The organism is Microbispora sp. CSR-4 (genome assembly GCF_008033685.1).
In the GTDB taxonomy this organism is placed as follows: domain Bacteria; phylum Actinomycetota; class Actinomycetes; order Streptosporangiales; family Streptosporangiaceae; genus Microbispora.
The window spans coordinates 55,919-74,340 of record NZ_VJVX01000019.1; the positions used below are offsets into that span (position 1 = coordinate 55,919).

The 18,422-nt window shown below is 69.0% G+C and carries 19 protein-coding genes; 10 read left to right on the forward strand and 9 right to left on the reverse strand.

Translation table 11 applies throughout. From position 1 onward, the window contains the following. Nucleotides 1–238 precede the first annotated feature (238 nt). The 6 genes from FLV34_RS16295 to FLV34_RS16320 all read right to left on the reverse strand — a co-directional run bounded on the left by FLV34_RS16295 (nt 239) and on the right by FLV34_RS16320 (nt 5,108). Nucleotides 239–565, reverse strand: coding sequence for an MGMT family protein (locus tag FLV34_RS16295; RefSeq protein WP_185949057.1), 327 nt, complete (start codon nt 563–565; stop codon nt 239–241). Further along, complete coding sequence (locus FLV34_RS16300; RefSeq protein WP_142650717.1) at nt 553–921, reverse strand: hypothetical protein; 369 nt, start codon at nt 919–921, stop codon at nt 553–555. The genes FLV34_RS16295 and FLV34_RS16300 overlap by 13 nt, the downstream gene beginning before the upstream one ends. 136 nt (nt 922–1,057) lie before the next feature. Beyond that, nucleotides 1,058–2,221: a S8 family serine peptidase gene (locus FLV34_RS16305; RefSeq protein WP_187280650.1), complete on the reverse strand. Its 1,164-nt coding sequence runs from the start codon at nt 2,219–2,221 to the stop codon at nt 1,058–1,060. Next, nucleotides 2,215–3,120, reverse strand: coding sequence for a hypothetical protein (locus FLV34_RS16310; RefSeq protein ID WP_240971931.1), 906 nt, complete (start codon nt 3,118–3,120; stop codon nt 2,215–2,217). The genes FLV34_RS16305 and FLV34_RS16310 overlap by 7 nt, the downstream gene beginning before the upstream one ends. A gap of 9 nt (nt 3,121–3,129) precedes the next feature. Continuing rightward, the gene (locus tag FLV34_RS16315) at nt 3,130–4,395 is read right to left on the reverse strand and encodes a S8 family serine peptidase (RefSeq protein WP_142650719.1); all 1,266 of its coding nucleotides are present in this window, start codon (nt 4,393–4,395) and stop codon (nt 3,130–3,132) included. Further along, the gene (locus FLV34_RS16320) at nt 4,389–5,108 is read right to left on the reverse strand and encodes a hypothetical protein (RefSeq protein WP_147943485.1); all 720 of its coding nucleotides are present in this window, start codon (nt 5,106–5,108) and stop codon (nt 4,389–4,391) included. Before FLV34_RS16320 ends, FLV34_RS16315 begins: the two co-directional genes overlap by 7 nt. Nucleotides 5,109–5,259: 151 nt before the next feature. Between FLV34_RS16320 and FLV34_RS16325 the strand changes: the two genes are divergently transcribed. Continuing rightward, nucleotides 5,260–5,727 (forward strand): hypothetical protein, encoded by a 468-nt coding sequence (locus tag FLV34_RS16325; RefSeq protein WP_147943486.1) that lies wholly within the window; start codon nt 5,260–5,262, stop codon nt 5,725–5,727. After that, on the forward strand, nt 5,727–6,038 hold the full coding sequence (locus FLV34_RS16330) for a transcriptional regulator (protein ID WP_147943487.1): 312 nt from the start codon (nt 5,727–5,729) through the stop codon (nt 6,036–6,038). The genes FLV34_RS16325 and FLV34_RS16330 overlap by 1 nt, the downstream gene beginning before the upstream one ends. A gap of 60 nt (nt 6,039–6,098) precedes the next feature. Here FLV34_RS16330 and moeZ read toward each other — a convergent pair whose 3' ends face one another. Further along, on the reverse strand, nt 6,099–7,277 hold the full coding sequence (gene moeZ, locus FLV34_RS16335; RefSeq protein ID WP_142650723.1) for an adenylyltransferase/sulfurtransferase MoeZ: 1,179 nt from the start codon (nt 7,275–7,277) through the stop codon (nt 6,099–6,101). A 113-nt stretch (nt 7,278–7,390) separates the two neighbouring features. After that, nucleotides 7,391–8,305 (reverse strand): alpha/beta fold hydrolase, encoded by a 915-nt coding sequence (locus tag FLV34_RS16340; protein ID WP_147943488.1) that lies wholly within the window; start codon nt 8,303–8,305, stop codon nt 7,391–7,393. Nucleotides 8,306–8,696: 391 nt separating this feature from the next. Between FLV34_RS16340 and FLV34_RS16345 the strand changes: the two genes are divergently transcribed. The 6 genes from FLV34_RS16345 to FLV34_RS16365 all read left to right on the forward strand — a co-directional run bounded on the left by FLV34_RS16345 (nt 8,697) and on the right by FLV34_RS16365 (nt 15,330). Further along, nucleotides 8,697–9,278, forward strand: coding sequence for a hypothetical protein (locus tag FLV34_RS16345; protein WP_142650725.1), 582 nt, complete (start codon nt 8,697–8,699; stop codon nt 9,276–9,278). Between the two features lie 399 nt (nt 9,279–9,677). Further along, complete coding sequence (locus FLV34_RS16350; RefSeq protein ID WP_147943489.1) at nt 9,678–10,268, forward strand: hypothetical protein; 591 nt, start codon at nt 9,678–9,680, stop codon at nt 10,266–10,268. A 780-nt stretch (nt 10,269–11,048) separates the two neighbouring features. After that, entirely contained in the window at nt 11,049–11,480 is a 432-nt protein-coding gene (locus FLV34_RS16355) for a hypothetical protein (protein WP_142650727.1), read from the forward strand. Nucleotides 11,481–12,422: 942 nt separating this feature from the next. Then, entirely contained in the window at nt 12,423–12,950 is a 528-nt protein-coding gene (locus FLV34_RS40480; RefSeq protein WP_168066376.1) for a hypothetical protein, read from the forward strand. 862 nt (nt 12,951–13,812) lie between these two features. Then, on the forward strand, nt 13,813–14,355 hold the full coding sequence (locus FLV34_RS16360; protein ID WP_142651786.1) for a hypothetical protein: 543 nt from the start codon (nt 13,813–13,815) through the stop codon (nt 14,353–14,355). Nucleotides 14,356–15,033: 678 nt separating this feature from the next. Then, nucleotides 15,034–15,330 (forward strand): hypothetical protein, encoded by a 297-nt coding sequence (locus tag FLV34_RS16365; RefSeq protein ID WP_142651785.1) that lies wholly within the window; start codon nt 15,034–15,036, stop codon nt 15,328–15,330. Nucleotides 15,331–15,611: 281 nt separating this feature from the next. On the opposite strand, the gene FLV34_RS16370 is transcribed toward FLV34_RS16365, so the two are convergent. Beyond that, nucleotides 15,612–16,502 carry a Ku protein gene (locus FLV34_RS16370; protein WP_142651784.1) on the reverse strand — a complete coding sequence of 297 codons (891 nt, stop codon included), beginning with the start codon at nt 16,500–16,502 and terminating at the stop codon, nt 15,612–15,614. A gap of 104 nt (nt 16,503–16,606) precedes the next feature. Between FLV34_RS16370 and ligD (FLV34_RS16375) the strand changes: the two genes are divergently transcribed. Then, nucleotides 16,607–17,536 (forward strand): non-homologous end-joining DNA ligase, encoded by a 930-nt coding sequence (ligD, locus tag FLV34_RS16375; protein WP_261985799.1) that lies wholly within the window; start codon nt 16,607–16,609, stop codon nt 17,534–17,536. Continuing rightward, complete coding sequence (gene ligD, locus FLV34_RS16380; protein WP_142651782.1) at nt 17,533–18,414, forward strand: non-homologous end-joining DNA ligase; 882 nt, start codon at nt 17,533–17,535, stop codon at nt 18,412–18,414. Before ligD (FLV34_RS16375) ends, ligD (FLV34_RS16380) begins: the two co-directional genes overlap by 4 nt. Nucleotides 18,415–18,422: the final 8 nt, after the last annotated feature.

Sequence of the window (18,422 nt, forward strand, 5' to 3'; positions counted from 1 at the left end):
CACCACCCTTCGCCAGACCTGGTTTCAGAAAATGGTAATGCCCTCAGAACACTGCCAGACCTGACTCGCGAAAGCCTGTGGATTTCCTGTGAATCAGCGGGTGACACCCCTGTGGCACCGGGTGACGAGTGGCACTACGGGGAGGGGAGTGACACCGATCCGACCGCCCGGGGCGCGGATCGTCAGGCCCGAAGTCAGCTCTGGAGCCGGCGCCGGAGGGGCGTTACGATGATCACCGTCACGGTCGCTCCCGACCGTCCCAGCGGGCCGCACGCATGTCCGCGCGCGTGCCGCGGTGCGGCGTGCCCTCCTCCCGCCACCGGGCGAGGCATTCGGCTTCGAGGCCGGCCGCCGGGGTGCCGTCGGCGTGGATCACGCGCCACCAGGGCACGGCTCCGCCCCACAGCGACATCACGCGGCCGACCTGCCGGGGACCGCCCTCGCCGAGATACTCGGCGACGTCCCCGTACGACATCACCTTGCCGCGCGGGATCCGCTCGACCACGTCGAGCACCCGCTCCGCGTACGGCGGCGGCTGGCCGCGGCCGTCCCTCAAGCGCTCCACTCGGTCGGCCCGGCCGCGAGGATCTCTTCGAGCTTGCCGAACTCGTACGTGGACGATCCGTTGATCTGCTCGACGACGCCGTTCCTGATGCCGTACGCCTCGCCGTCCTCACCCACGAGCCGGGCCCCCATGAGATCGGTGAGAAGTGCCAGCTGGGCGACCTGCCAGTCGGACCCGGGCTGGCCGGAGAGCCGCCCCGACCAGGTCGCGATCTGATGCACCGAGTCGCCGTGGCGCGCGACGACCTCGCCCGCCTCCTGCGACCCGCGCAGCTCGAATCCGGCCCGTGCCGAGACGCTCGCGAGTTCGGCGTAGGCGAGCGGTGCATCCCGCTCTACGCGCAGCTCGTACCCCATGAGCCGCGACCTTAGCGAAATTTGACCGGGCTCTGTCACCGGAAACACGAACATCGGGAAGACCGCGTCCGAAATGCTGCAGAACGGCGGCCAACATGTGATCACCGGCGGCATTCGGCGGACGGCGGCTTCCGGGTCAGCGGCGGCGCAACGCGACGGCCGCGGTGCAGAAACCACCGATTCCGAGAGCGACGGCGATGCCGTAGATCCAGAGCCTAACCGGATCGGGCCCCGGACGTGCCGGCCCTTCCGCGACCGGTCCCCTGCCGAAATGCGCGTCGTCCTGCACAGAGTCGTCCCGCATCGAGGACGTGCGGCCATATTCGGTCAGTTCCGCGGCTTTCCGCAGGGCCGCCGCCGCGTCGATGACGCCGAATCCGACTTTGTCGTCATAACCCGCGGACGGACGAGGCCGCGAGGTCGCCGTCAAAGCACGCGACACCAACTCCGGCGGCAAATTCGGATATTTCGCCTTTATTAGTGCGATAGCGCCCGCGACGAGCGCGCTGGCCACACCGGTCCCCGACACGGCTCCCCGGCGGCCCCCCGCGAGCGTGACGGGCACGCGGTCTCCGGGCGCGGCGACCAGGACCGAGAGGTTGTCGCTGCTGCCCGCGGTCTTGGCGCCCTTGCGGTCGGCGGCGGCGACGCCCACCACCCCGGGGTAGCCCGCGGGGAACGCCCAATAGGACGTGCCGTTCTCCCTGGCGTACGGCGACCGGCCGGCGTCCCCCACGGCCGCCACGACCACCACGCCCCTCGACAGCGCGAAGGAGATGGCGTCCCGCTCCACACGGTCCACGGCGTACGCGGGGACGGGCAGGCAGATGACCTTGACGCCCCGGCCGGTGGCGTAGCGGATGCCCCGCGCGATCGGGCTGTCCTGTGGCTCGGCGGGTCCCGGACCCCCGGAAGGGCTGCGGGCCACGGGGACGGACAGCCCCCGCGCCTCCGGCGCGACCCCCGGCGCCCCCCCGCCGCGTCCGCTCCCGGCGATCGCCGAGGCCAGGGCGGTCGCGTCGTCGCCCGGCGGCACGGTGTCGTCGCCGATCGCCGCGCCCGTCAGGTCGGGCCCGAGCTCGATCCGGCCGCTCAGCCCGGGCAGGCTCGCGTCGGGCTGCCCGCCGCCGAGCAGAGCGACGGTCACGCCCGCGCCCTTGCTGACCTTCCAGGCGGCGGCGGCGTTGACGGCGTCGAGCGCCCACCGCGCGTCCTCGTCGCCCGGCGCGGCCGCGGCCGCCGGTCCCGTCCCGAGGAGGACGGCCGTGATCGCCGCGCAGAGGAGGGCCGGCCTCAGCACACGTTCCCCTGGGTGCAGCGTGGGACGTCGGGAGGCTCGCCGAGGGCGCGCGCGATGCGCCCGGCCACGGTCTCGGCCACGGGCCACATCTCGCTGTTCACCTGTTCCTCCAGGGGGACGGAGGCGCGCGTCCTTCCGTCTGTGTACCCCACTGTGGAGAAGACGATGTACGGCCCGGCGCCCACCCATCCCGTGCGCTGGCGCTGGGCCGCTCCGAACGTGTCGGTGACCGTGCCGGGGAAGGCCACCGGCCGTACGCCGACCCGGTCGTCCACGGGCAGCTCGCCCGCCGCGTCGGCGCGGGCCTGCTCGCTCGGCAGCACGGCGACGCCCACGGTGACGGCGAACGTCGAGGTCTGGTCGACGTAGGTGGCGCGCAGCATGGCCTGGCAGCCGTGCTTGCGCAGCACCGCCGCCACCGGCGAGTCGACCGCCGCGGCGCACGCCGCCTCGGGGGCGATGCCCACCCGGCGCGCGTACTGCTGGGCGCGGCCGAGCCCGAGGTACGGAAGCTCCTCGGGGAAGACCATGCCGGCGGGCCAGGCGCGCCACCGGCGGGCCACGTCCTCGGCCACATATCGGGCGCGTTCGGCGTCGGTGAGCGGCCTGGCCTGGTTCTCCTGGATCAGCCCGACCGATCCCAGCAGCACGTTCACCGCGGCGACGGCGAGGACGACGCCCATGATCGTGAGATAGAGCGAGCGGAAGCGGATGCCGCGCGCGAGTTCGGCGCGCTCCTTGGCCGCCTGGGCGGCGGCGGCCCGTCCCCTCGACGCCGTCCAGGGCCGCGCGCGGGCGCGGCGCGCGGACGCGCCGAGCGGCAGCGCCCGCGGACCCGGCCGCCGGAGACCGGACGGCGTCCGCGCCGTCTGCGGGATGCGGGGCTGCTCGGGCGGCATACCTCGATGCTACGTCGGCAGGCCCGTCGGCCAAGGAGCAGGCGGCAGCGCGTCGTCCTCCTCCCGCTGCCGTCTGCGCGCCCGCCGGGTGAGGACGAGCAGGACGGCCACGCCCGCGCCCGAGCCGGTGAAGCCGCCGAGCGCGATGGCTCCGCAGAGCAGGATCGACCCCGTGTCGCGCCGTACGACCACGATGGGGTCCGGGTCTGCCGCCGCCGCGCGGACGGCGCGCAAGGGGTTCTGCACGCCCGTCCCCGACGCCGTGGCGCGATGCCTGGCCAGGGTCGCCGCCACGCTCAGCGCCCGGTAGGCGTTGACCACCCCGAACCCGGTGCCGGTGTTGTACGGCCCCTTCCTGGCGGGCGACGACGCGAGCGCCTGCGCGACGAGGGCGGGCGACATGCGGGGATACCGCGACTTGATCAGCGCGGCGACGCCGGAGACGAGCGCGGTCGCCTGGGAGGTCCCCCGGCCGACCCAGTATTCGTCGCCGGGACCGGCCCCGAGGACGTCGACGCCCGGCGCGGCGACCATCACCGAGGAGTTCCGGTTGGAGAACGAGGCCCGCCTCAGCGTGGACGTGACGGCGGCCACCGAGATCACGCCGGGGATCGCCGCCGGGTAGGAGTACGGCGCGGTCCGCTTGCCCGCGCCCTCGTTGCCCGCCGCGGCGACGAGGACCACGCCCTTGGAGATCGCGTATCTGATCGCCGTACGCTCGTCCCTCGTCGGCATGTCCTTCGACAGCGACAGGTTGATGACCTGGGCGCCGTGGTCCACGGCGTAGCGGATGCCCTTGGCGACCACGGCCTCGTAGCGCGCGTCGGAGTTGAACGTGCGGAACCCGGGCTCCTCGTCTTCGAGGATCACCCGCACCGACAGCACCCTGGCCTCCGGCGCGATGCCGATGATGCCGTCCGCGCCGCCGGGGCCGTGCCCGTGCCCGGCGATGAGCGAGGCCATGTACGTGCCGTGCAGGCGCACCGGCTGCACCCCGCGCGGGTTGGCCCCGGCCGTGTAGTCCCTCCCGGTGACGACCGATCCGGCGAGGTCGCGGTGGTCGGGATCGACACCCGAGTCGAGGACCGCGACGGTCACGCCCTTGCCCTTCGTCAGCCGCCAGGCGTCGTCGACGTCGAGCGTGCGCAGCACGTCCTGCTGGCTGAGCCGTACGTCGTCGGCCCTGGCCGGGCCGGGAACGAGGAACGTGCCACTCGCCACGGCGAACGCGGCGGCGCACGCCGCGAGGGCCCTGCGGAGCGGCGCGGTCAGCACTGCCACTCCTTGGCGGTGCAGTCCGGGGACGCCGGCGCGGTGAGGATCGCGCCGACCTCCTCGGCCAGGTCCCCGGTGAACGAGAACATGGTCTCCCGCTGCTCCCCGAGCGCGCGGGCCGGACGCCCGTCGACCTGGCCCGCCGTCGCCATCACGAGGTACGGCCCGGCCGTGTGCAGGACCAGCGACTGGCGGCCGCCCGCCGAGAAGCGGTCGGTCACGGTGCCGGGAAACGCGAGGGCGCGCAGGCCGGGGGCGGCCGAGCCGTCGCCGGGGAAGATCGGGACGGCCGAGCGCGCCTTGAGCGCGTCGGGGAAGGCGGCCACGCCGATCGTCACCACGATGCCCTGCAGGGCGTCGAGGTAGGTGGCCCGCAGGATCGCCCGGCAGCCGGCCGCCGTGATCTGACCGGCGATGGCCGTGTCGACGGCGCCGCGGCAGTCGGTGCGCGAGGAGATGCCCACCCGCCGCGCCGACTCACGCCCGCCCTGCTCGCTCGTGTAGGCCAGGGTCGCGGGGAAGATCCGGCCGGCGGGCCAGCGCTCCCATCGCAGCGCCGTCTCGGCCGCCTGCGCCTCGCGCAGCTCCGCCGTGCTCGGCCCTCTCGTCAGCTCGGCGACTGCGGCGCTGGCCGCGATCCCGCCGACGATCGCGCAGACGAGGGTGAACGCGGAGGCCACGGCCACGGCCGGCCAGGTGCGCGTCTCGCCCACTGCGCCTCCGTTCCCGTCGCGGCCTCCCTCCTCCAGTGACCTTAACGCGACCTACCGCCAGCCATCCCCACAAATGCCACCGGAAAGTACTTGACGCTTCGGAAAGTGGAAAGTACTTTCCGAGATGGAAAGAGATACGAGAGGAGCCCCCGTGAACCCCGAGGAAGCGGCGCAGAGCCTGGCGCTGATCCGGCAGACCCAGGCGAAGGCGATCAGGACCCAGACCTGGCTGCCCACCTGGTTCATCACGGGCGTAGGGGTCCTGGTGACCGGCGTCCTCGTCGTCAGCGAGCCCGGCACGCCGATCCCGGTGACCATCTGCGGCGGGATCCTGCTCATGGCGGCGCTGGGCGCCCTGACCGCCGTCTTCGCCAAGACACGGCCGATGACCGTCAGCGACCCCGCGATGAGACGTGCCTTCTCGGCCGTCTATCTGCCCTGGCTCTTCGCCGGCATCGTGCTGTGCTGGGTGGCGTCGTTCGCGCTCCAGGCCGCGGACGTGCCGTACGGCATGGCCGGCGGCGGCGTCGTGATGACCGTGTACTTCGCCCTCGGCAGCCGGGCGATCTCCCGCCGCATCGCCCGCTGGGTGGCCCGCCGATTCGAAGAGACCCACTGATGGAACTCGATCCCGTCATCCACGCCCCCACCCGGCTGCAGATCGTCTCGTTGCTCGCGGCGGCCGAGGAGGCAGAATTCGCCTTCGTCCGCGACACCCTGGGCGTCAGCGACTCGGTCCTGTCCAAGCACGGCAGCGCGCTGGAGGCCGCCGGATACGTCGCCGTACGCAAGGGATATGTGGGCAAGCGGCCCAAGACGTGGTTCAAGCTCACCGGCAAGGGCCGGGCGGCGTTCGCCGCCTACGTCGAGACCCTGCAGCGCATCGTCGCGCCCAGCGGTCTCAGCGTGGTGCCGGACGACCACGCGTAGGGCGCGTACGGCGACGGCCGCCGCCTCGGCGTGAGGCGGCGGCCGTCGGTCGTTCGCGTGTCAGTAGGTCGGCAGGCTGGGGTCGACCGTCTTGATCCAGCTCAGCACGCCGCCGCCCACGTGGACGGCGTCGGAGAAGCCGGCGTTCTTGAGCACCGCGAGCACCTCGGCCGAGCGGGCGCCCGACTTGCAGTGCAGCACGATCTTCTTGTCCTGCGGCAGCCGCTCCAGGGCGGAGCCGTTCAGGAACTCGCCCTTGGGGATCAGCACGGCGCCCGGGATGTTGACGATCTCGTACTCGTTCGGCTCGCGGACATCGATGATCATGATGTCATCGCCACGCTCGCGCATCGCCTCCAGCTCGGCGGCGGTGATCGTGCTGCCCGCGGCGGCCTGCTGCGCCTCGTCGGAGAGCGTGCCGCAGAACGCCTCGTAGTCGATGAGCTCGGTGATCGAGGGGTTCTTGCCGCACAGCGGGCACTCGGGGTCCTTGCGGACCTTCACGTCGCGATACTTCATCTCGAGCGCGTCGTAGATCATCAGACGGCCGACGAGCGGCTCGCCGATGCCGGTGATGACCTTGATGGCCTCGTTCACCTGGACGGAGCCGATCGACGCGCACAGCACGCCCAGCACGCCGCCCTCGGCGCAGCTCGGGACCATGCCCGGCGGCGGGGGCTCGGGGTAGAGGCAGCGGTAGCACGGCCCGTGCTCGGCCCAGAAGACGCTCGCCTGACCGTCGAACCGGTAGATGGACCCCCACACGTACGGCTTGCCCAGCAGCACGGCCGCGTCGTTGACCATGTAGCGGGTGGCGAAGTTGTCCGTGCCGTCCACGATCAGGTCGTAGCCGGAGAAGATGTCCATCACGTTGTCGGTCGTGAGAGCGACGTTGTGGATGACGACGTTGACCAGCGGGTTGATCTCACGCACGCTGGCGGCGGCGGACTCGGCCTTCAGGCGGCCCACGTCGGACTGCCCGTGGATCACCTGGCGCTGCAGGTTCGACTCGTCGACGACGTCGAAGTCGACGATGCCGAGCGTCCCGACCCCGGCCGCGGCCAGGTAGAGCAGCGCGGGAGAGCCCAGGCCGCCCGCGCCCACACACAGCACCTTGGCGTTCTTGAGGCGCTTCTGACCCGCCATGCCCACGTCAGGGATGATCAGATGGCGCGAGTAGCGGCGCACCTCGTCAACCGTCAGCTCTGCTGCCGGTTCTACCAGCGGTGGCAACGACACAGTCCCACTCCTGCTCTCCGTGTCCCGTTTTCGTGCCAATGGTCGCGCTCGGCTCCATGGGCCCAACACAAGCTCTTCTCACAACTTAACCGGGGTGGCCCCGCATTCCCCAATCACGCTGTTCGGCGCAGGGGCGTTCTCGCGTAGGCCATAAGGCGGCGCGATTCGCGAGCCACGAGCTCGGGATACTCCATCTGGGCCACGTGACCGGCGTGCGGGAGCGTGACCAGGCGCACGTCGCGGAACACCCGTCCGGCCCGGTGCGCCATGCGGGCGTGCACCAGCCGGTCGCGCAGGCCGTACACGACGAGGGTGGGCGCGATGACCCGCCCGGCCTGCCGCCACAGGTTGTCGGGGCCCAGGCGGAAATACTCGCGGACGATCGCGCGGGCGCAGCCGACCATGGCCGCACGCGCGTGCGGCAGGCCGTCGCGGCGGCGCACTTCCTCTATCGCCTCGCGCAGCCGCTCCGGGTGGACCCGCGCGGCGTCGCCGTAACACATGCCGAGCGTCGCCTGGACGCGCCGCTCCGGCGGCAGCGCGGCGAGCCATCGGACGGCCAGCTCGCCCAGGCGCGGGGTGGCCGACATGGCGATCCTGGCCGGGCCGTACCTCGGCAGCAGGTCGGGCAGCGCCGGCGACACCAGCGTCAGCGACCTGACGAGGTCGGGCCGCGTCGCCGCGACCCGCACCGAGACCGCGCCGCCCATGGAATTGCCGAAAAGGTGGACCGGCCCGTCCGCCAGGGACTCCACCAGCCGCACCACCGCCCTGGCGTGGGCGGCGACCGAATAGTCGCCGTCCGCGGGCTCCGGGGAGTGCCCGGCTCCGGGCAGGTCCACGGCGATCCCCCGCGCCTCACCGGCGAGATCGCCCATCAGGTCGGTCCAGTCCCTCGCCGAACCCGCCAGGCCGTGCACATATACAGCGGTCTCGGGCGGCCCCTCCGGGGTCGTCCGCACATGGATGCGCGTGTCCCCTGTCTCGATGAGCCGGCCGGGCCACGCTGGAATCGGCTCGACACCCACGCGTCCTCCCCTGTTCACCTCTCGCTTCTCGACCATAACCCTGCCCGTACGCCGACCCGGGCGGCACTCCCGCTATCCGGGACGCGGGATCGGTCACCCGGGTTCACCCCGGCCAGCGAGAGCGACATAGGGCCAATATCACCCTCATTCGGACATTTCGAAATGCGGATACAAATCGCAATTCGGACCAAAGCCGCCCTATCGGTGTCAACGATGCCAATAAAGCGATAAGTGAATGGCAAAAGCCGCCGACCGCAGTTTGTCGCTCTGACGGTGAGGAAAACAAGACAATGCAGGGATGATCCACCAAGGGTCATCAGTAAGGGCATTTTCCGAACGACTTGGAAAACGCCGGAGTGTCGGGGCAACAATCCTTCAAGGAGGACATGAAATGCCCAAGTTCAACAACCTGGTCGGGATCCTCGCGATCAGCGCCGCGCTTACCGGCGGCGCCGTCGCTCTGGGTACCACCGTTGCCGCCACCAGCGCGAACGCCGCGACCGTCATGGGCGGCTACGTGGGCGGTGGCTACCCCTACGCGAACTACAACCGCAACAGCAACAAGCAGCGCCAGAAGAACAAGGGCGCGAACGCCAACAAGAACAAGAACAAGAACAAGACGAAGCAGTGGCAGCACGAGCGGCAGAACCAGGCGCAGAACCAGTTCCTGCTGCGTGACTTCACGCTCGTCCTCACGCCGTTCCAGAAGACGGACACCGACGCGCGTGCGCTTCCGTACAACTGGCAGTACGGCAGCACGCAGTCGTACCCGTACACGCGGACGAACAGCTACAGCGACCAGTTCAACAACCCGCGCCAGGACCAGGACTCGCTGGCCCAGCCGAAGACCAACACGGCCACCGAGGTCAACCCGAGCGTGAAGCAGAAGGACATCGACGCGGACGTCGACGTGGACCGCAACAACAAGAGGCGGGTCCACGACCTCGAGCCCACGCCGGTGATCGTGCCCTGACGCGGTTAGCACGAGCGGCCTCGGTGAGCGTCCCGCACGGCGGGCGACGCGGCAGCCGACGGCCACCCTCGTTCGTGACCGGCGGCCTCACCTGAGCCGGAACCCGCGAACGACGGGAGACACACGCGAACGACGGAGCGGCGGACGCCGCCCGGCAGGACGGACGGCGCCCGGATGACCGTGGGACACGGCGCCGGCGCCACCCGTCCGCCGCTTCGTCGGCGGGTGAACGAGCAGTCGAGAGAGCGAGCACCGGCGGCGCTTTCGAGGAGAGGACAGCCGGTGCCAGGCGAACGCATCGCGCCGCGTCACACACGACGGCGCCGAACTCACTATCCCCCGCTCCGGTTCCGTACGGGACCGGGCCGGGGTTGCGATATTCAGAGGAGAAACACCCAGATGTCCGTGTTGAAGAACATCGCCGGGGCCCTCGCCCTCGGCACCGCGCTGAGCGGCGCGGCCATCGTGCTCGGCGGCGCCGCCGTCGGCACGGCCGGCGCTACCACTGTCATGGGCGGGTACATCCCGGCTCCGTCCGCCGGTGTCCGCTACGTCCGGCCGAGCTACAACTACAACACCAACAAGCAGCGCCAGGGCCAGAAGGGCAAGAACAAGAACAAGAATAAGAACAAGAACAAGAACCACGAGTGGCAGCACGTTCGCCAGTCGGAGAACCAGAGCCAGTTCCTGCTGCGTGACTTCACGCTCGTTCTGACGCCGTTCCAGAAGTCGTCCACCGGCTCGGCCGCGGTTCCGTGGAACTCGCAGTACTCGCAGAACTCCACGCTCCCGTACACGAACACGAGCGACTACAACCAGCTGCACAACCGGCCGTGGCAGGACCAGGACTCGCAGGCCGACCCGCGCACCAACACGGCCACCGCGGTCAACCCGGAGGCCACCAACAAGGATGTCGACATCGACGCCGACATCAACGAGGGCAAGCGCAAGCACGTCACGCCTACGCCGACGTTCACGCCCATCCCCTGATTCGCAGCGTCCATCACGTGGCCGCTCCGACCGGCCACGCTGAACGGTCACGCTGAGGGGCGGGAGTGTCCGGCAGATGCCGCCCGTCGCGAGCGGCAGGTGGAGGCATCGCAAGGCGGAGGAGGAGCCGATGACGAGGCTCCGCCTGGGCCACGCGCAGCAGCTCTGCCGGACACGACCTAGTGCCGGATGATTGTGCCCGTGCTCGCCGAGGGAGTGCAGTCGCGCCCTCTCGCGAGCACGGGCACTCGTCGTCTCCCCCGCTTTCACGGTCCGGTCCGTAGGGGTCGGCCTCCCCGGCCGCCCGCAAGCGCGTTCTCGGCCGGATCCGTACGTCCGTGGAACACGACCGCTGGAGCCGCCTCTCCTGCGGCGGCTCGCTCCTCGCCCTCTCGGAACGCTCCCCGCGGCTCTCGTCGAAGCGCCCCTTGAAGCGCCTGCCGGAATGCCGCCCCCTCGAACGCGCCGTGCGAGACCGCGTGCCTCCCGGCCGCTCCCGCCGTCCTGCGATCGTGCTCCCGCCACCGCTTCCGTACGCCCGGCACCCCGGCATTGAAATCGGACATTAAGGGACAACTCGCCCTTTTTGTCTCCAATTCGTTCCATATGCTGCTAATAGCCGATCAAAAGCCACAAAGGTGTGTTTGTCGGGCGACGCTGCCGGACATCAACGTATCGCAGGAACCCGGCCCACGGGGGCCAAAGAGATATTTCTCTCGAATCATCGGCGAGAAATATCGAAGGATGCGGGGATTTCCAATTCTTTCAAGGGGGACAGCAATGCCTACGTTCAAGAACGTTATCGCCGGACTCGCTCTGGGCACCGCGATCGCCGGTGGCGCGATCGCCCTGAGCGCCACAGCAGCGAGCGCCGGCACCTTCGGCGGCGCGCCGTGCGGCGGCTCTTTCGGTCCCTTCGACTGCAACAACAACAGCGGTCCGTTCTTCGACAACCAGAACCAGTGGTTCAACAACAACCAGAACAACAACTTCTGGAACAACCAGAACTTCTTCAACCAGACCGCGTTCAGCGACAACCTCGACAGCGACTCCCACTTCGCGATCGTCGGCCCCTGCGCCACGATCGCGTTCAGCGACAGCACCAACCGTGACAGCAACTTCTGGAACAACAGCTGGTTCAACAACAACTCCTGGTTCAACAACAACCAGAACAACAACTTCTGGCGGAACAACGACAACTTCATCAACTGACAAGGCGGGACCGGCAACGGTCCGCGAGACGACCGCGCCGCTCGCAATCCCGGCAGGTGAAGGGATGACGTGAACGGCCGGCCGCACCGTCCTCCACAGCCTTGACAGGAGAACGGCGCCCTAGGCGCAGTCACGTTCCCGTGGCGTCGAAAGCTCCGTGAGCACTCCCCGCTCCGGGAACGGCCGTTCGATGGAGCAGAGACAAGGGCTCCGGCGAGACTCTCGCCGGAGCCCTGACCTTTTCCCGCACCACGGGCTCAGGAGTTACCCGCACCACGGGCTCAGGAGCGCGAGGCCACGGACTCGCCCGCGGATTCCCGACGGCCATCTCCCGGCGGCCATCTCCCGACAGTCACCTCCCGGCGGCCATCTCCCGGACAGCCACCTCCCGACGGCAAGCTCCCGGACAGCCACCTCGTGACGGCCGCTTCCTCCCGGCTCCATCCGGCCGGCCGGGCCGAGGCGGACACCGCCTGGCGCGCCCCGCTTCCTCCGGCGCTGCCAGGTCCGCACAGTGCGACGCTCTCCCGTCGCCACTCCCGGGCAGGCTCCCGTCGCCACTCCCGGGCAGGCCGCACGGCCACCGCCATACCGGGCGGCGGCATGTCCGCGGACGAGGCCCACAACACCACAGGCGCTCGGACCCGGCGCCGGCGCTCGGACCCATCACCATTCCCTCTCCGAGCCGAACTCCGGCGACGTCGAACGCCCCCACAAATCGGTCAATCGAGACATTTCTCTCTTAATTCATCTAAGTCGGTTCATAAGATTCTAACTAGTGATCAAAAGGCTTAGATAGCCGTTTGTCGGACCAGCGCGCTGGAAATCATGACAGCACAGGAAGTTAGGGCTCAATTACGAGCCCGAAGGACATTTCTCATAATGAAGAGAAATGCCCTAAACAAATTCAGGAATACTGAATCCTGTCAAGGGGGACAACGCATGTCCAAGCTCCACAAGATCATCGCTGGTCTCGCCCTCAGCACCACCGCTGTCGGCGGTGCGCTCGCTCTGGCCGGTGCCGCCGGCGCCGCGACCAGGACCGGCGACGTCGACCGTCCCATCGCCCGGGGCGGCCTGGCCAACGGTGTCGACGACAGCACGGGCGGCATCGCCCAGGGCAACCGGGGCATCGGTGACAGCGGTGATCGGGGGACCGGCTTCCCTGTCTTCTTCGGTCCGAACAACAACGACAACTTCGAACGGAACAACCGCAACCAGAACTTCAACCAGGGCGACAACAGCAACTGGTGGGACAACCAGGGCTTCTGGAACCAGGGGGCGTTCGCCGACCGGCGCGACGACTCCTCCGGCTTCGGGCTCGTGGCGAAGGACGTTGCGATCGGCTTCCAGGACAAGACGAACAAGGACAACACCTGGTTCAACAACAACTGGTGGAACAACAACAACTGGTGGAACAACAACGACAACAACTGGTGGAACCACAACAACGACGACCGGGTGAACTGAGAAGGCAGGTCCAGCGGCTCCTGCGAGACGATCGCGCCGTTCCGACCAGGTGACGGATCCGGAGAACCTCTCACGAGGCATCCGACTCCGGCACGCGGACTGGCGCCGTTGAGTGCAGAGACACGTTCTCCGAAGGGCCGGCCGCTCGCTCACCGGGCGACGGCGGCCTGAACGGGAACGGCCGTCAATCCTCCTACAGTTACAACCAAGGGCTCCGGCGGGAAGGTTTCCGCCGGAGCCCTGCTCTTTTCCCCTGCCGCGGGCATCACCACCGCACTCTCTCGGCCGCGATCGGGTGCCGCGGGCATCACCACCGCGCTCTTATCGGGCGCGATCGGTCTGATCCGCGACGGCGGAGCTCGGTGGGCCCCGTGCCCCGCCGGCGCCCCGCCGGTGTTCTCGCCCGCGCTCACCCCGAGCGCGCTCCCCGTCCGTCCTCACCCCCGCGCCCTACGGGCCACCCTTCCTCCGCGCCTTTCCTCCGCGCCCTTTCTCAGTGCTCTCCCCTCAGCGCTCTCCCCTCAGCGCTTTGGTCAGTGCTCTCCCTCAGCGGCGGGCTTTTCCGGCCTACGACTCGCAGCCGCTCCCCGAACCCTCGCCGGCGAGCGCCACACCAGGGGGGCAAATCGTACCTATCCCTACATAAGGCGCATTATCCATCGAATCAATCCTATACACAGCTAATCATTAACTAAAAGCAGCAGGCGTCAGTTTGTCGGACCGCCCGGCAGGAAATCACCACTAGCGTCGGAAGCAAGGCTCAATAGGAGCCACGAAGGAATTCCCGCCCACTGCAGGCGGACGGGAAAAGCCGATAGACGCAGGGCAATTCGAAATCGAATCCTGTCAGGGAGGAACAATAATGCCCAAGCTCAACAAGATCTTCGCAGGGCTCGCGCTCAGCACCGCGGTCGTCGGCGGAGCCGTCGCCATGGGCGCCACGGCCGCCAGCGCCGACGACAACCCCTTCTTCTTCAAGAAGAGCGACTCGCGCCCCATCGCCAAGGAGGGCGCGGCCAACGGCGTCGACGACAGCAAGGGCGGCATCGCCCAGGACAACAAGAAGGGTGACGACTTCTTCCCGCAGACGTTCACCCCGGACATCACCCGGGACCGCAACGACCGCAACCACAACATCAACGACCGCAACCAGAACAACTGGTGGGACACCAACAACTGGTGGGGCCAGAACTTCTACAAGGACGACAAGTCGGGGCACGACGCCTTCGGCCTCGTCGCCAAGGATGTCGCGTTCGGCTTCCAGGAGAAGGACGACCGCGCATTCAACTGGCTCAACAACAACTGGTACGCCGACCAGAACTGGTGGGACCACAACAACAACGACTGGTGGAACCGCAACGACCGCGAGCACATCAACGAGAACAAGAACAAGAACGTCGACTAAGCGAGGCGTGACGCCTCGCGCGACACCGCGCTATCCGGTCGGGTGACGGAATCCGGTGGGCACAACCGCCCACACGTGTCTCTCCACCACCTGCCGGGGGCGACGGCGCGGGTAAGTGCAGCCGGGTGCGTCCAGTGCGTCTCCACGCCGAGCGACGGGGAGCCTGGAAGCGCCTTCCACCAGATGGCATGAAAAGGGCTCCGGCGAGATCCTCGCCGGAGCCCTGGCCCTTTCCCCAGCGGATCCCCCGCAGCTTCCCGACAGACTCACCCATCCCCTCAACACCGAACCTCGCTCGTCCCCTTCGATCCCGCTCGATCCCGGTCCGATCCCGGTCCGGCACCAGCCTCATGTGCCGCCCCCGGCGACCGGGATCCACGGGCCGAAGCGAACGAGAACCGGGGATTGAGGAACACCACGGCGGGGAACCGCCGTCCGCCCTACCCCCGATGCCGCACGGGCACGTCAGACATGAACGTCGATCGGGTCAGCGCTCCCCTAACCTGGGACGGCGTGCCACAACGCGGGCCCAAATTCCCACCGGCCCCGTTTGCCGCCAGGCCGCATCGGCAATTAAGACGCCAGGGCGATGACCGGACATACAGGACATCGCTCGACATTTCCGGCAGCTACCGGGAATGTCGCACTCGGGCACTCCATCCTTCGAGGAGGACCTCAATGCCCAAATTCCGGAACGTCATCACCGGTCTGGCCGTCAGCACCGTAATGGCCGGCGGCGCGCTCGCCCTGAGCGCCACCACCGCTCAGGCCTCGACCTCCGGCACCCCGACGATCAGCTCCCACTGGGGTCACGGCAAGGGCCACTGCGGGCGTCACGGACGCGGCTGCCGTAACACGGCCGTCAACCGCAACGACTTCCGCTTCTTCAAGTACGAAAAGGAGAAGAAGGTCAACCGGAAGAACGTGGCCTTCGCATCCGGTGACGCCGTCATCGACATCGACGGCGACGACTGACACTGACGGGTGACACCCACTCGTACGGGGCCGTCGGCGCGAGGCCGCGGTGTCCGGACCCGCCCTGATCACGCCTCCGCCACCCTCGTGGCGATCGGGCGGCGGTGAACGGGCGGCCGAGAGCTCGCGGCCCTGTACGGATCGCCCACTTCCGTACCGTGAAGAATGCCCCGGCGGAAACCGCCCGCCGGGGCCCTCCATGTAAAACCACAGTGCAAAACCACAGTGCAAAACCACAGTGCAAAACCACAGCGCAGAGCCACAGCCCAGAATCGGACCGGTCAGGCGGAGCGGCGGGTCTTCCGCTTCTTGGACGCCTTCTCCTCCTCGTCCGCGCCGTCCTGCGCGGCCTTGGCCTTGGCGGTTCTGCCGGTCGACTTGGCGGGCGCGGCGCCCTGGCGCTCCCGCTTGGCCGCCTCCACGCTGGCCCGCAGCGCGGCCATGAGGTCGACGGCCGGCCCTTCCTCGGCCGGGGTCTCCGGGGCGACGACCTCCTTGCCCGCCACCTTGGCCTCGATGACCTCCTGCAGCGCCTCCCGGTAGGCGTCCGTGTATTGGGTGGGGTCGAAGTCCGCCACCATCGTCTCGATCAGGGACTCGGCCATCTTCAGTTCCTGGGGCCGTACGTCGATGTCCTCTTCAAGGAACGGGAAGTCGGCCTCGCGGATCTCGTCCGGCCAGAGCATGGTCTCCAGCACGAAGACGCCGTCGCGGACGCGCAGGGCGGCGAGCGACTCGCGCTGCCGCAGGGCGACCTTCACCACCGCCACCTGTCCCGACCGCTCCAGGGCGTCCCGCAACAGCACGTACGGCTTGGCGCCCTGCGCGTCCGGCTCCAGGTAGTAGGACTTGGCGAAGTAGATGGGGTCGATCTGGTCCGCGGGGGTGAACTGCAGCACGTCGATCCTGCGGGAGGTGGTCAACGGCAGACCGGCGAAGTCCTCGTCGGTCAGCACGACGATCTCGCCGGTCGCGAGCTCGTAGCCCTTGGCGATGTCCGAGTAGGGCACCTCTTCGCCGTCGATCGAGCAGATCCTCTTGTATTTGATCCGGCCGCCGTCCTTGCGGTGCACCTGGTGGAACGTGACGTCCTTCTGTTCGGTCGCGGAGTAGAGCTTCACCGGGATGGTGACAAGACCGAACGAGATCGCGCCTTTCCAGATGCTGCGCATAGCCACATTCTCGTCTCTGTGTTCGAACGACGCTATGGTGGGATTCAAGGGAGTTACCTCATGGGCAGGTACCCACTATGGCGGTGCCGTATCCGATCGAGCCGATGCTTGCCATTCCAGGAGAAATCCCCTCCGACCCCGGCGCGTACGCGCTGGAGGTGAAGTGGGACGGCATCCGCGCACTCGCGTACGTCGACGGCGGCGTGCGGGTCACCGGGCGGCACGGCGCCGACTTCACCTCCCGCTATCCCGAGATCTCCGCCGCCATGGCCCCGCTGGCCGGGCGCAGGGCGGTGGTCGACGGCGAGGTGGTGGCCTTCGACCCCGAGGGCCGGCCCAGCTTCGCCCGGCTGCAAAGACGCATGCACGTCACCGATCCCGCCGCGGCCCACCTGCTCGGCCGGCTGCCGGTCTCCTATCTGCCCTTCGACCTGCTCCATCTCGACGGGCGCACACTGCTCGACCTCCCCTACCTGGACCGGCGGGCGCTGCTCGACTCGCTCGGCCTGGGCGCGCCGCCCTACCTCCCCTGCGAACCCGCGGTGCTGGAGGCGACCCGGCTGCAGGGACTGGAGGGCGTGGTCGCCAAGCGCCTCGACTCCCCCTATCGGCCGGGGCGCAGGGCGGAGTGGTGGATCAAGATCAAGAACCTGCGCACCGCCGAGGTGGTCGTCGGCGGCTGGCGCCCGGGCAAGGGCCGCCGGGCGGGCGGCGTCGGTTCGCTCCTGCTCGGCATGTACGCCGGGCCGTCCCCTGCCGGGTTCCTCTTCGTCGGCCACGTGGGCACCGGGTTCACCGACGCGATGCTCGGCGACGTCCTCCGCCTGATTGAGCCGCTCGAGATCGGGCAGAGCCCCTTCTCTGACGGGCTTCCGAGGGAGATCTCCCGGAACGCCCGATGGGTCAGGCCCGAGCTGGCCGGCGAGGTGGCGTTCACCATGTGGACCCGTGACGGCCGTCTGCGCAACCCGGTCTGGCGGGGCCTGCGCCCCGACAAGATCCCGGCGGAGGTGCGGCGGGAGGAGCTGCGATGACGGAGAAGGTGCGGGTGGAGGTGGAGGGCCGCCGGCTTGTCCTGACCAATCTGGACAAGGTGCTCTATCCCGACGCCGCGTTCACCAAGGCCGAGGTGATCGACTACTACACCCGGATCGCACCGGCCCTGCTGCCGCACCTCAAGGGGCGCCCGCTCACGGTCAAGCGCTATCCGAACGGCGTCGACGGCCAGTTCTTCTACGAGAAGAACGCCCCCGAGCACACGCCCGACTGGGTCCGTACGGTGACCCTGCCCGCGCCGGGCAGCACGAAGAACCGCGAGGAGATCGACTTCGCGGTCGTGGACGACCTGCCGACCCTGGTCTACTACGCCAACCTGGCCGCCCTGGAGATCCACGTGCCGATGTGGAGGGTGGCCAAGGACGGCGAGCCGCAGCCGCCCGACACGCTCGTCTTCGACCTCGACCCCGGCGCCCCCGCCACGATCGTCGACTGCTGCCGGGTCGCCGTCCTGCTGCGGCGGGCCCTGGCCGACGACGGCCTGGAGAGCTTCCCCAAGACCAGCGGCCAGAAGGGCATGCAGCTCTACGTCCCATGGGACCGTGGCCCGGACACCTCCGGCTACGCCAAGGCGCTCGCTCAGCGGATGCAGGCCGAGCATCCGTTCGTGACGAGCGTGATGGCGAAGAAGGAGCGGCCCGGCAAGGTCTTCATCGACTGGAGCCAGAACAACCCGGCCAAGACGACGGTCGCGCCCTACTCGCTGCGCGCCGCCGGGCGGCCGGCCGTGTCCACCCCCCTGCTGTGGGAGGAGGTCGAGGCGTGCGACAGCCCCGACCGGCTGGTGTTCACCGCGCCCGACGTGCTGGAGCGCGTGGCGGAACACGGCGACCTGTTCGCACCCCTCACCGCGTAGTTGCGCCG